This window comes from Cryobacterium sp. N19, from assembly GCF_002929595.1.
GTDB classification, from domain to species: domain Bacteria; phylum Actinomycetota; class Actinomycetes; order Actinomycetales; family Microbacteriaceae; genus Cryobacterium; species Cryobacterium flavum.
Map to the genome: position 1 here is coordinate 1 of NZ_PJJR01000037.1, position 12867 is coordinate 12867.

14 protein-coding genes are annotated in these 12867 nt (G+C 62.4%); 4 read left to right on the top strand and 10 right to left on the bottom strand.

The genetic code is table 11. From position 1 onward, the window contains the following. Positions 1–358: 358 nt before the first annotated feature. Positions 359–1042: a maleylpyruvate isomerase family mycothiol-dependent enzyme gene (locus CXY78_RS01140; RefSeq protein WP_158252714.1), complete on the top strand. Its 684-nt coding sequence runs from the start codon at positions 359–361 to the stop codon at positions 1040–1042. Between the two features lie 154 nt (positions 1043–1196). Beyond that, positions 1197–1523 (top strand): hypothetical protein, encoded by a 327-nt coding sequence (locus tag CXY78_RS21155; protein ID WP_199181816.1) that lies wholly within the window; start codon positions 1197–1199, stop codon positions 1521–1523. Here CXY78_RS21155 and CXY78_RS01145 read toward each other — a convergent pair. The 7 genes from CXY78_RS01145 to CXY78_RS01175 all read right to left on the bottom strand — a co-directional run bounded on the left by CXY78_RS01145 (position 1446) and on the right by CXY78_RS01175 (position 7635). Further along, on the bottom strand, positions 1446–1808 hold the full coding sequence (locus tag CXY78_RS01145) for a winged helix-turn-helix domain-containing protein (protein WP_104087655.1): 363 nt from the start codon (positions 1806–1808) through the stop codon (positions 1446–1448). The genes CXY78_RS21155 and CXY78_RS01145 overlap by 78 nt on opposite strands. After that, entirely contained in the window at positions 1796–2371 is a 576-nt protein-coding gene (locus CXY78_RS01150) for an SRPBCC domain-containing protein (protein WP_233197130.1), read from the bottom strand. Before CXY78_RS01150 ends, CXY78_RS01145 begins: the two co-directional genes overlap by 13 nt. Positions 2372–2524: 153 nt before the next feature. Further along, complete coding sequence (locus CXY78_RS01155; protein ID WP_158252715.1) at positions 2525–3094, bottom strand: alpha/beta fold hydrolase; 570 nt, start codon at positions 3092–3094, stop codon at positions 2525–2527. A 570-nt stretch (positions 3095–3664) separates the two neighbouring features. Next, positions 3665–4855 carry a glycosyltransferase gene (locus tag CXY78_RS01160; RefSeq protein ID WP_104087659.1) on the bottom strand — a complete coding sequence of 397 codons (1191 nt, stop codon included), beginning with the start codon at positions 4853–4855 and terminating at the stop codon, positions 3665–3667. Continuing rightward, complete coding sequence (locus CXY78_RS01165) at positions 4855–5466, bottom strand: TetR/AcrR family transcriptional regulator (protein ID WP_092342507.1); 612 nt, start codon at positions 5464–5466, stop codon at positions 4855–4857. Before CXY78_RS01165 ends, CXY78_RS01160 begins: the two co-directional genes overlap by 1 nt. A gap of 342 nt (positions 5467–5808) precedes the next feature. Next, positions 5809–6180 carry a cupin domain-containing protein gene (locus tag CXY78_RS01170; RefSeq protein ID WP_134505140.1) on the bottom strand — a complete coding sequence of 124 codons (372 nt, stop codon included), beginning with the start codon at positions 6178–6180 and terminating at the stop codon, positions 5809–5811. Between the two features lie 510 nt (positions 6181–6690). Continuing rightward, positions 6691–7635, bottom strand: a complete 945-nt coding sequence (locus CXY78_RS01175; RefSeq protein ID WP_092342511.1) for a YafY family protein — start codon at positions 7633–7635, stop codon at positions 6691–6693. A gap of 85 nt (positions 7636–7720) precedes the next feature. Between CXY78_RS01175 and CXY78_RS01180 the strand changes: the two genes are divergently transcribed. After that, positions 7721–8119, top strand: coding sequence for a VOC family protein (locus CXY78_RS01180; protein ID WP_104087660.1), 399 nt, complete (start codon positions 7721–7723; stop codon positions 8117–8119). Next, positions 8116–8550 (top strand): hypothetical protein, encoded by a 435-nt coding sequence (locus CXY78_RS01185; RefSeq protein WP_233197131.1) that lies wholly within the window; start codon positions 8116–8118, stop codon positions 8548–8550. Before CXY78_RS01180 ends, CXY78_RS01185 begins: the two co-directional genes overlap by 4 nt. A gap of 500 nt (positions 8551–9050) precedes the next feature. Here the strand turns inward: CXY78_RS01185 and katG are convergent, their stop codons facing one another. The 3 genes from katG to CXY78_RS21985 all read right to left on the bottom strand — a co-directional run bounded on the left by katG (position 9051) and on the right by CXY78_RS21985 (position 12726). Beyond that, positions 9051–11363 carry a catalase/peroxidase HPI gene (gene katG / locus CXY78_RS01190; protein ID WP_092342515.1) on the bottom strand — a complete coding sequence of 771 codons (2313 nt, stop codon included), beginning with the start codon at positions 11361–11363 and terminating at the stop codon, positions 9051–9053. A 421-nt stretch (positions 11364–11784) separates the two neighbouring features. Next, positions 11785–12333, bottom strand: a complete 549-nt coding sequence (locus CXY78_RS21980; protein ID WP_199182561.1) for an aminoglycoside phosphotransferase family protein — start codon at positions 12331–12333, stop codon at positions 11785–11787. Between the two features lie 51 nt (positions 12334–12384). Next, positions 12385–12726 carry an aminoglycoside phosphotransferase family protein gene (locus CXY78_RS21985; protein WP_199182562.1) on the bottom strand — a complete coding sequence of 114 codons (342 nt, stop codon included), beginning with the start codon at positions 12724–12726 and terminating at the stop codon, positions 12385–12387. Positions 12727–12867 lie beyond the last annotated feature (141 nt).

A 12867-nucleotide genomic window follows, 5' to 3' on the forward strand; every position in this document is an offset into this window, starting at 1 on the left:
AGAGCGCGGAGCACGGCATCGAGCTCGTCGCGATACTTAGGCACATACCTAATTATTCTTGAAGGGCAGGGATTCGTCAACCGGCTCACGCCAGGAACGTGTCCCGCGTTTGAAGAGTGTCCGGAATTGATCACTTAACACCAGTGTCATTTTCCGTACTCGCCCCCACAAATTATCCACACCGACGTCGACCCTTGCTGCCGTCCTGCATGGGGAACGTTGAATGGGACTTTCAGAGAGTCACTGGGCGGAACACCCGCACGTGTCCAAAGGAGTTTGCTGGTCGCCGCGACAAAATCGAGTAGTTGAAATCGGTAGTCTTACTGTGGCGAATGCTTGTAAGGGACCCCCTCGACAGGTGACCTTTTTGATGACCACCCGTTTCGGAGGCCAATTAGCCGTGACAACGACAGGCGTAGAGACGCTGTACGCCGCTGAGCGCGACCGATTCGCCGAGGATCTCGCCGGTCTCGATGACGCATCCTGGCAGACGCCGAGCCTGTGTCGCGGGTGGACAGTGCGCGACTTGTGCGCGCATCTGCTCATGCCCTACGAACTCGGATTTGGCAGCTTTATTGTCGGTCTCGCGCAAGCGCGCTTCAACTTCGACGAGTTCGCTTATCGCTGGGCCAGGACTGACCGGCGAACCGGCACCGAGCTGACGCGCTTGATCGCGAAGACCAATGTTGCCGGTTTCGCGGTCCCCGACGCGGGAGAACTCGCCCCACTGGCACACTTGGCCATTCACTCCGGAGACGTTCGTCGGCCGCTCGGCCTTGCTGGTCGGATTTCCCCTGAAGCGGGCTGGCTGGTCCTCAATGAGCTGACGAGTGGCAGGCACTCGGTCGGTGACGATCTCCTTCGTGGGCTGCGCTTCCAAGCCACCGATACCGACTGGTCGCTGGGTGGAGGACCCGAAGTCAGTGGCGATATCGCTACTCTTCTCAGCGCACTCAACCGCCGTCGTGCGGCCGCGGCTGACTTGACGGGCGCCGGTGCAGACGAGTTCCGGTCCCGCATGGGAAGGGTGAGTGGACGCTGATGCACGTCGAGCGAATCGGGATCCTGCACAAATGTTTGTTCGCGAAATTAGCTGGCGCCTGACTTGTGTCGACTCCGGCCGAGAGTTGATCGGCGAAGTCGCACAGTATCGTGGCTTGATTGCGAACGTGGTCTATCAAGTCGGACCTACCTGAGTGGGCGGCAATGATCCGATTCAGGTTCCAGGAATCGAGAGAAATCCGGTTGTCGAAGCTGGGACGCGAGCCCGAAACGACCCCGAGCGCAACCGCCGCGATGGCGGCATCCACACTGAGGAGATGAGCCAATATCTGATCGGCGGTCCAACCCCCGTCACCGGCTTCGCCGAGATCGGGAATGGATGCCGTTTCGAACAACTTTTCATAGGCGCTTCGAAGGGCTGTTGTGATCATGAGGTGCTTCCTCTACGTCTTGTTTTGTCGGCCGGGATCAGCGCCTTGGTGACGCTGGATTGCTTCGGCGATCTGGGTGATCCGCTGTAACCGTGCGTCCCACGATGCCCCGACGGTGGAGAGCTGCGCTACCGCGCGAGCGAACTCTACATCGTCCAACCTGTAACACATCTCCCGTCCGATGGGCGCGGCATGCACCAAGCCAACACGGTGGAGTACCCCAAGGTGCTTTGCAACGGCCTGACGTGTAACGGGAAGTTCGTGGCTGAGGCTGGTTGCCGTGCCACCGCCAGCCGCCAAGAGCATGTCGAGCATGCGCCGCCGGGTCGGGTCGCCGATCGCAGACCACAGATCATCGTCGATTACCGCAGCCATTGGGCGGCAACCAGTTGCCCGAGATAGTCGCGAAGGCTGGCCAAGTGCGTAGTCCAGCCGACGGAGTGCTCCTTGTATTGTTCCTCAAGAACGGCAGCCTCCCAATCCATTTCGCGGAATCCCACCTCGGTAAGACGAACCACGGTGCCAGTGCCAGACGGCACGAGTTCGAAGGTCACCAGCAACGAGTTAGCAGGGGTCGCGACCTCATCGAGGGGATAACCCCAACGGAAGGAAAACAAACGAGGCTGTTCAGCATCAACCACGGTGATGGAAACGACCTCTGCCTCAGCTTTGGCTTTGTCTCCCCAAACAAGTTCACCGACAGCACCTGGGACAGGTTCCAGGTGCGCCTCAGCGTGCCACCATTCCCGGATGTGCGCGGGACTGCTGATGACTGCGTAAACCACCTCGGGCGAGGCGGCGATGCGGAACTCGCGTTCGATGCGTCCGTACTCCATTTTCGCCCGACCTTCTGCAATGTTTGGTTGCACGTCACCATGGCCCCACGCACCCGCTTCGCGCAACCGAAGGTTGCTTGAGTGAGTGGAAATGCCGGACATTATCGGCACACCCGACACGGCGATCACCGGCTGTCGCGCAGGTCCCGTGTGGGGAACGCTCAGCGGGCTCAGCAGTCGTAGCCAACGCGCCTGTGACTGCGAACGCTCGATGGTGGCGTTCTATTGTTCCTAGGGCGCCAGGGAACCAACCGATCAGACGGTTAGGTCCAGCCACGCGATGATGGCGGCGCGTGCTGCTGCAGGTTGCTCGTGAAACAGGAAGTGCCCGGCGTCTTTAATAACCGTGTAGGTGGCCGTGGTCAGTGCTGCCGCTGATTCTTCGGCGGCAGCAATCGGAATGAGGCGATCGCCAGCGCCGTGAATGATCGCGGTCGGGCAGGTAATCGCGGGTAGCAAGTAGCGCAGGTCAGCTCGGTTCACAACAGCCTGCTGTTGCCGGAGAAACGCGTCGGCGCCGACCGGGGTCGTCATCTGTCGCCAGATGGCGAGAAGTGCTTCATCGGATTCGTTCTCCGCCGCGACCACGCCGGGAAAGGCGGCATCGATCAGAGCCGTGAATTGTCCTGCTTCAACGGGGGCCGATTGCCGAGCGCGGGCCGCTTTCTGCTCATCAGTGTCGGCCCGAGCGGATGTGCTCACGAGCGCGAGTGCGGTAACGCGCTCGGGTGCCTGCCGCATCACCTCGAGGGCAACATACCCGCCCATACTCGTTCCAAGAACAGCGAAGTCTCCAATGTTCTCGCACAGGAGACGTTCTGCCATGGCCGCGATGGTTTTATCGCGGCGTGTATCTGCGATGGTGACTTGACCTCGCGACCAGAGCGTGTCGAGCACGGGGACGTAGGCAAGAGGCGAGCAGAGGAGGGGCGGGACAACGATTATCTTCATAACTTTATTGTTCCTCCTGTCTGTGACATCGCTCAGTGAGCAGTGCCCACAAGCCGGACGGCGATCGGCACACCCGAGACGGCGATCACCGGCTGTCGCACAGTTCCCGTATGGGAACCTCCACCGGACACACCCTGGCGTTGACGAGCACCGTTGCTGTGACTGTTAATTAGTAATGGCGGGTAATCGCAGCTTCAATTGGCGGTTCTGTCGCCCGGGCTCATGCTAGTCGGGCTCATTGTCAGGTCCGAGTACCTGATATTGGCGCCGCACCTGCGGAAATCAGTGCGTTCCTGACTCCTGTTTGTGGTTGCATTCGTCGATCCGCAACCGCAACCGCTTCATTAACGAAACCCAATCGCGGGACGGTTAGTTTCGGAGACCAAATTTCGGTTGCCGACAGGTCGGTGTGTTCAGCAGGGCTCTTGCCTCGTTGAGATGAGTTCAGTGGATCGCGGCGAGGAGGGTCAGCGCCGTTAGGGTTCCGTCCTCGGCGGACATGGCCTTGGCGACCTCGGTGATGCGGGGACGGCACTGCTCCGCCTCGTCGAGTGCGGCGCTGAGGGCTGGGACGGTCAACGCACGTTGCGGGATCGGCGCGGGTGTCAGACCCATTTCGTAGAGACGGGATCCCCAGAACGGCTGGTCAGCGATGAATGGCACGATCACCGATGGTGTTGCGGCAGTCATCGCGGCGTGCACGGTGCCGATGCCGCCGTGATGCACTGCCGCGGTCGCGTGCTGAAGCACCGCCGTATGCGACACGGTCTGCACGACGAGCACGTCGGCGCCGAGGCGGTCCGGGGGCACCTCGATGCCGCCGACACCGGTAGCGATGAGACAGCGGCTCCCGCGCTCCCGCGCTACGTCTACGATCGCGCCTCCACGCGATGTGGCGTTTCCCACCGCCATCGAGCCGAAGCCCGCATAGATGAATGGACCGTCTGTGACGAACTCGGCGACTTCGAGCTCGAGAGCCGCCAATCGGTGTGCGCGAGTCCAGGGGCCGGTGAGGTGCACCGATTCTGGCCAGTCGTCGGGGCGCGGAAGGATCGCTGGGCTGGTGGGCATGAGAGTGGCAGCGGGGGCAGAAACCTTGCGCTTCCGTGCGCCGACCATTCTGCGCACCTCGCCAAGTTCAGAGCGGAACATTATCGATGCCGCGCCCGCCGCCTGATACGTCAAGCGATTCAGGGGGCCGATTCCGCGAGTAATTGTGCCTGCGGCGGGAAAGGCCCTAGTGGGCGTAAGAGTCGGCACGATTTCGACCACGACGTGTGGCACTCCCAGTGCATCCGCTACCAGCGGAGCCGACAGGACCTTCGGGTGGTAGACAATCAGGTCGGGCTCGTACTCGAGCGCCGCTAGCGCACCGCCGACGATGACGCCTCGCATCACCGGGCGCACCACGGAGCGGTAGTTACGTAGCGCCGCCGTGATAGAAACGCCCTGATCCTCGATCACGCGCGTGTAGTCCACCCCCATGCTTGCGACATCGATGTCAGCCATGTCAACGCCCGAATTCTCCGGGGCGACAAGGCGCACCTCGTGCCCCGCTGCACACGCCCGCTCGGCCAGGGCCGCGAAAGGCTCGACATCACCCCGCGAGCCCGCCGTCGCCAGCAAAATCCTCATTACCGTTCTCCTCGGACGCCCATCGCAGCATCGAGCAGCCCACTGTCCGTGACGAGACCGCGCGTGTAAATCTCCGCAATCGGAACCGCAAGTCGCGCCATTGCCGCGTCCAAGCCTGCGTCTGCCCACCGGGTGAGGTGCGCAGAGAAAGCGAACGGCGTAAGTCCCAGCACGAGCAGCGCCATTGCCTGCGCGTCGGGGTCGGACGATCCGCGCAAAGAGCCCGACTCCGCGCCCTCCGCGACCACCGCACGCGCCATCCCCAGCAGCACATCGAACAGTTCGCGAGACTCCTCGGAGTCCTCCGCGACCGCACGCGTCGCATACGAGCCGTACTGAACGAAGACCGCGTCAAGCCTTTCGGCGGCTGAGGCGTCCGGTCGGCCTTTGTCGCGCAGGAAGTCCACGACGCGACGGTTGCACTCTCGACGGAGGCCGTCCTTGCTGCCGAAGTGGTGAATTACCAGAGCGGCACTCACCCCAGCATCCGCGGCGATCTCCCGGATGGTCGCCGCGGCGAATCCGTTCCGAGCGAAGCGCTTGAACGCCGCAGCTACTATCCGCGCACTCATCTTCAGATCACTCCACGGCAACGTGGTGTCTGAACTCATGTTCAGTAATCTACTCACTTGTTCAGGTTTGCGTCAATACTGCAATCGCAACCGGAGCGTCGGCGCTTGAGCGACGTGCAACTAGGTATTCACGAACGACCGTCCATGAGACACCCGGGGCGGTCGTGCTCCAGATCTGTGAATCACGGCGCTAATGGCGGCCTTTCGCAGCGCTGAACGTCACCCCAACGCACGTAAGCCGATCCTTCAACAGTGTGATCAGACCGTTCCGCCGGTCGCACGGATCGCCTCATCGACCGGCGTATGTCTACTCTGCCCGTCTTTAAATGCCGCGATACGGTCTTGATGCGGCAGGTGCTCAACGGTCGCAAACCGTTGCTCTCAGGACCAGTACTGCGTGTTCCATGGCCCGGTCGCTGTTCCGATCAGCACCGTGTCCTCTTCGGCACCATCGAAATGGATCGCGTGAGCTGGCACAAACAGGAACGACCCCGCCGGGAAGCGATCCGCGTCTCCCTTGATAAAGGAGGTGCCGTATCCGAGCATGAGTTCGCCGTAGGCCACGTGCAGGTGCGCGTCGGCGGTGTGGTGGTGCGGGGCGTCGAATACGCCCGCGGGGATAAAGAACGCGTAGGTGAACATGTGCCCTGGCTCACGAGAGCCGACGAGTGTTGCGGACTTCGTGCCGTCGTCGTGAACCGTCTCCCATGGGATGAGGCGGGAATCAAACGACTGTGGCTGCTTCGGTTGCATACCGTCATGGTAACCGCGGCTCACTGCGAACGCTCGCGGAATACAGACACCGCGCTTCTTGGACATAAGGCGACGAAACCTAGGCCAGGTTCGCCAGACCTTCAACAGCATCCAGCGCCCGTATACCGGTCCCTGAGCGCGACGCGGAACGTCTCGAAAAAGTAAAGAATATTGAGACACCCGCCGCCCTGCTTTCCCTGAATACGCCAGAGCCAGAACACATGGCTCGTCGTGTCTCGGAAATACGTATCACCGGAAATTGTCTTAGCAAGTTATTGGGATGGGACTTCTGGGGCACAATGACGGGGCGCCCTGCACAGGTCACATTGGACTGTTTCCTCATCGTTTGCGACAAGCAGAATAAATGACCGGTTGTGTGACAATTTCTCCATCCGTTGAAGTTACGATCGTGTTGTCACGCAATCGAACGTATAGATGACACGTGTCGAGCCTGGGTTCAGTGCCCGTTAGGCGAACCCTCAACGGGCATTGTGAGTGCGGGTCCCGCGCCTACGGCCCATTGCGCTCTACGATCGCGGCGCCGAGGCGCATGAGCTCCGAGCGCACGGATGCCGGCTCGAGAACGTCAATGTATTCACCCCATCCCGCGAGGCCACGGGCGAGCATGATTTCGGCTGGCGCACTGATTCGCACCCTGGCTTGGTGGCCGTCGATCGCGGTGTCCTCCACTGCCAGCTCGCCGAACTGTTCCCGCAGGAAGGGCACGATCTCAGTATTTGTGACCACGATCGTGGATGCGCTCTCGCGCTGCTGATTCACGTCGCGTACGACGCGATTCCATGCCTCTGCGAGGTCGAAGTCATCCGGGCGGTCGGCAGGCTCGTCCGTGACAACAGCCCAGATGATCCGCTCGATGCGAAATGTGCGCTGGGCGCCATCCACGCCGCCGAGTAAGTACCACACCTCATTCTTCTCGACCAGGCCCCACGGGTCACAGAGCCTTTCGACCGGGTCGCGGTCCCAACCCCGGTAGCTCAGACGCACCTTTCGGCGCTGTATGACAGCGACCTGGAGTTCCGTCACGAGTGGTGGCTGTGCGCGACGGGGCCGGCCCCACCGCGCCGGGTCAATCACGACGGCCTCTGCCGCCGCTTCGGCGTCCGTTCTAAAGCTGTCGGGAAGAGCGTGCACGAGTTTGCGGAGCGCCGACTTGGCCTCTGGGACTACGGACGCGGCTGGCCCGACCAGGAGGAAAAGCGCACGCGCCTCAGCCGATGTGAGCCCGCTCAGGTCGGTGCGAGCACCGCCGAGTAGTTGCCACCCCCCGCCGCGGCCGGCCTGTGGGTACACGGGAATTCCCGCAGCTGACAGCGCTTCGAGATCACGCCTCGCCGTAGCGACGGATGTCTCAAACTCAGCCGCTACTTCCTTCGCTGTCACGCGTCCCCGCGCCTGCATCAGCAGGAGTGTGGCGACGAGGCGATCTGCGCGCATAAATCAATTATCGCAAACAAAGTAGTCAGAAGGTGAGCACTTTACTGGTGGAGACTGAAATCACCTGAATCAGAAGGAAGACCACATGTTGCGAGGATTTGCCACCGTCAGCTATTTCGCCGCCGATCTGGAGGCGGCACGCAAGTGGTACAGCGAGCTGCTGGGTATCGACGCGTACTTTCAGATGCCCGGCTACGTGGAGTTCAGGGTTGGCGACTATCAGAACGAGCTTGGAATCATTGACGCGACGTACGCGCCACCAGCGCCAGACGGGCCGGCCGGCGAGATCATCCAATGGCACGTGGACGACCTCCCAGGGTCATTCAAGAAACTGCTGTCGATGGGGGCGACCGAATACCAACCGCCGACTGACCGCAGTGAAGGATTTATGACGGCATCCGTCGTCGACCCCTTCGGCAATATCCTGGGCATTATGTATAACCCGCACTATCTTGAGGTGCTCAAGAAGGTTTCCGGGAAATGAGCGAAGCTCTCATGTCTCGGTCTGTCGCTCAGAAGATGGGAATCCAGAAGGGCGCGCTGGCCCACTTCGTGAACGCCCCCGTGTCGACCCTGAAGGCCATCGGGCTTCCGGAATTGGAGGTCAGCGAGGATCTCCAGGGTGACTTCGACTACATCCATTTCTTCAGCGTGACTCAATCCGAGATGCACGACATCTTTCCAATACTCAAACTCCATCTGAAGCCGTCGGGCATGTTGTGGCTCTCCTGGCCCAAGGCGCGGAAGCTGGGCTCAGATCTCAGTCTGCCGAAGGTCATCGAGATCGGATACAGTCACGGCCTCGTCGAGAGCACATGCCTGCGCATTGACGACACGTGGGCAGGGCTGAAGTTCACGCACCCGAAGAACGGCAAGATCTACAACAACAGCCACGGAACCCTGCCCGATCACTGAGCCGGGCGCGCCGTTCAGCCCTCGGGTGGCCATGATTAATTCGGCGCCCGTGCGCGTCATAGTTCCATGATTGCGCCGCGCTATAACTGCAATTCGGTTCGAATGCAATGGCCGTATGCCGAACCTCTACCGGTCACGCGCATTCCTCAGCGGGACATGACCCCGGAAGGCTCAGGCCTTACGAGCCGCCACAGAGAACACCAGCGGCACCCTCTCGTGACCCGAGGCCAAAGCAAATCCGGCCGGCGTCTCTACGAGTGGGGGCACCGGCTTCCAGGGCATAGCAGCCCGGCCACCCTCGCAGGCCGTCGAGGTGCGAGTGTGGTCGACCACGTGCTGCCCGCGGAGGTTCCTTGGCCGTCCCCAGCCTGATCAATCCGTGCAACGTTCGGCTCGCGGCCTCAAGCGTCGTTCGGTCAAGGCCTCGACGGCTTGGAGGCTCAGCGCGTGACCGCGCCGTGCCTCCACGCCGTCAGCTCGCCGGGACGCGACCTCCGGGGTCAGGCGGCCATCGCCCCGTAACGCTTGTGGCCCTTGACGTCGTAGCGGTCGAGCATCATGACCTTCGACCAGACGCGGATGAATTCGCGGACGAACCGCTCTTGCCCGTCGCTGCCCGCGTAGGCGTCGGCGATCGACCGCAGTTGCGCGTTCGAGCCGAATACCAGGTCATTCCGGGAGGCCCTCCAGCGAGCCTCGCCGGTCGCCTGAACCCGACCAGTGAAGGTCATCGCGGTCTCGTCGTCCTTCGTCCAGATGAGGTCGGTGTCGGTCAGATTCACGAGGAAGTCGGTCGTCAGGGCTCCGACGTGATCCGTGAGCACACCCACGTCGGACCCGTCCCAGTTGCTGCCGAGCACGCGGAGCCCGGCGTGCAGGACGGTCCACTCCGGTGCGGTGAAAGTGAACAGGTTCGCCTTGTCGAGGAATGCCGCTTCGGGCGCGACGCCCGGAGCAAACTCTTCGAAGCGCTCGGACACGAAGTTGCGGAACCCGTCCGCAATGGGTCGCAGCCACTCGAACATCTCGATGTCGGTCAACTCCTGCGTCGTGTCGACACGGCCTGGCGTAAACGGCACGCTGGCGTCAGATCCTGCCGCCCGTGCCGCCTGCTCCACGGCGGCGCTGCCGGCGAGGACGATGAGGTCGGCGAGAGATACCTTCCGTCCGCCCGACGTCGCCGTGAAAGCCGCCTGCACGTTCCGCAGCGCGTCGATGACTGGGACGGTGCGTCGGTTGACCGCCCAGTCTTTCTGCGGCGACAAGGCCAGGCGGGCACCGTTCGCCCCTCCGCGCTTGTCGCTGTCGCGGTAGGTCGAGGCGGCGGAGAACGCCGTGTAGACGAGGTCGGACACGGACAGCCCGGTCGCGAAGACGGCTTCCTTGAGCGCTGCCACGTCGGCCTCGTCGAGTGAGGATCCTGCTGCGTCCGGGAGCGGGTCCTGCCAGAGCAGGTCGTCGGCGATGGTGACCTCCGGGCCGAGGTACCGGTGCTTCGGCCCCATGTCACGGTGCGTGAGTTTGTACCAGGCCTTCGAGAACGCGAGGGTGAACAGATCGAAGTCGGCCAGGAAACGCTCGCATATGGCCCGATACTCCGGGTCGACCTTGAGTGCGATGTCCGAGGTCATCATCATGAGCGGGTTCATCTGACCGGGTACGTGGGCGTCCGGAGTCTTCGGCGCCTCCGAGTCAGTCGGCGTCCACTGCAGCGCGCCGGCCGGGCTTTTCGTCTGCTCGTAGTCGTACGCGAACAGGTTCTCGAGGTAGGTGTTGTCCCACTGTGTCGGGTTCGGAGTCCAGCTGCCCTCGATGCCGTTGGTCGAAGTGTGCTCGGCACTGCCGGTACCCACCGGGTTGTGCCAACCGAGCCCCATCGACTCGATCGGGGCTTTCTCGGGTGATGGTCCGATGTCGGATGCGGGTACCTGGCCGTGGCTCTTACCGAACGCGTGGCCACCGGCGATCAATGCCACCGTTTCCTCGTCGTTCATCGCCATCCGCGTGAACGTGATGCGAATGTCGCGTGCTGAGCCCAGCGGGTCGCCGTTCGAATAGGGCCCCTCAGGGTTGACGTAGATGAGCGCCTGGTGCGACGCGGCCAGGGGGCTCTGCAAGTCGTAGCCCGCGTCGCCGTTCTGACCATGCCAGCGTTCGTCGCGGCTCACCATCTCGTCAGGGCTCGCGACCGCGTGCGGGTTCCAGACCTCCGGGCCCCACCAGGTGCCGTCGTCCGGTTCCCACGCATCGAGTCGTCCACCACCGAAGCCGTACGTCGGCAGGCCCATCAACTCGAGGGAGCAGTTGCCGGTCAAGACCATCAGGTCGGCCCACGACAGAGCGTTGCCGTACTGGTGCTTGATCGGCTGTAGGAGTCGTCGTGATTTGTCGGTGTTGCCGTTGTCCCACCAGCTTCCGATTGGTGCGAACCGCTGCATCGCGGTGCCCGCTCCGCCACGGCCGTCGGCAATTCGGTACGTGCCGGCGGCATGCCACGCCATTCGGATCATCTGTGGACCGTAGTTGCCGTAGTCCGCCGGCCACCAGTCGACCGATGTGGTGAGCAGTCGCTTGATGTCCGACTTGAGCGTCGTGAAGTCGATCGTGGCGAAAGCCGCCGCGTAGTCGAAGTCCGCGCCGAGCGGGTCGGCGTCTACGCCGTTCCGGTGGAGAAGCTCAACCCGGAGACGCTGCGGGTACCAACTGTCCAGGGTCGGCGACTGACCGAAGGTGCCACCGAGGTGGTCGCCACCTGCTGGCAGCGCACCGCTCATGTGGAAACTGCATGTGTTGGTCTGGTCGTCAGTGCTCATTGATGCTCCCTGTGTGCTTTAGCTGGATGAGAAACGGTGTCGTCGGGGTCACAATTTAACGATTAGCCGCCGCATCGCAGCGGCGTCAAGCTGTGGTGCAGCGATGCTTCGACGCTGCTGTGAGGCGGTGCGTCGCGGGCTGCCGACGTGACGGGAAGCCCGATAGAGAGATCGTATTCCCGCAAGGTGTGCGTGGCATGCCAAGAAAGTGACTGACTTCTAGACGGCGGTGGTGCGGTGGCCGCGCGCACGACGGCCAAACCAAATAAAGCCCTGCGCCGATTGCTGCGGTGCGGGCGGTGTGAAGCCCGGTGAAACCGACGCCGGAGGATGGGGCTGTCGAGAGCTTGATTTCCGCGAATCGTGTTCCGCTCGCGGTGACCTGGGAGCACCCTCGCCAGAGGCTCCTAGTGGGGAAGGATCAGCGGGCGGCAGCATCCCTCTCGCTACTGGGCTGGTGGTGCGCAAAGATCGCCACCAATCGTCGACAGCGCTCGGGGTCGGTAGTGAGGCCATTGTCCAGGACGCACAGCCAATAGTCCACGCTGCGGTACAACACCCATTTCCCTGCCCGTTCGCGGTCGAGTTGTGCCTCACGGACGACGGTTTCGAAGTGGAACAGGATTTCATCATCGTTCATCTCGTCCAGCCGAGTCCACAGGATCTGGGCGAGGTCGTATTCGATGTCGCCCCGAAGAAGTACGGGGTCCACGGCCAGCCACGGCTCTCGTCTTCCGGCGAGGATCTGGTCGAAGTGGAGGTCCCCGTTTACAGCGTCATTGCGAGGGGTGGCTCTCAGATCCTGGGCGATTTTGAGCGTCTGGACAAGGATCGTTCGGTCGAAGGGTTTGCCGAGCCGTTCCCAGTCAGCCCCGAGCATCCCGGCGCGGGCTGCAACCACATCTGCGGTGGATGGCACGTCGGAATCGTTGGCGGGAACGGCCAGTCTCCGCATGAGACGTGCGATCACGGGCACCGCGTCTATCAAGGGGGCGCTTGCGAGAGTTTCCGTGGTCTCAAGTCATTCCAGAAGCATTGCACCAGCATCGGAATCGTGCTCGAACAGCAGGACTGTTCCGCGTCCGTCCCAGAAGCGGAGCGCGTCGATCTCGAGCTGGAAACTGGAACGAGGCGGAGTCAGTCGCAAGAGGAGCAGGACCCCGTCACGAGTCACCGGCAGAGCGATCGCATTCGAGCCATGGAGCGCGCTGCCACCCGGCCGCAGACGCCAATCAGCGCACTTGTCTGCAATGCGGCCAGGGAGCGAATCAAGCCATTCCGTCCCGTTGCTCCACCAACGTGGCAGCTCTCGAAAGGACTGAGGGATTTCGATCTCGTGTTCAGGCCGGGCCGAATCTCTCATCCCCCGAGCGTAACCAACCACACCTCGCCTCGGGCCGCACGTTCAGCGGGTCCCTAGAGTGAGGAAACACGGTCCCTTTCCGGAGCGCGACACGTGTTGGACCATCTGTGTGCAGCGCCCGCAAGCCGAACCCTGAGCAGG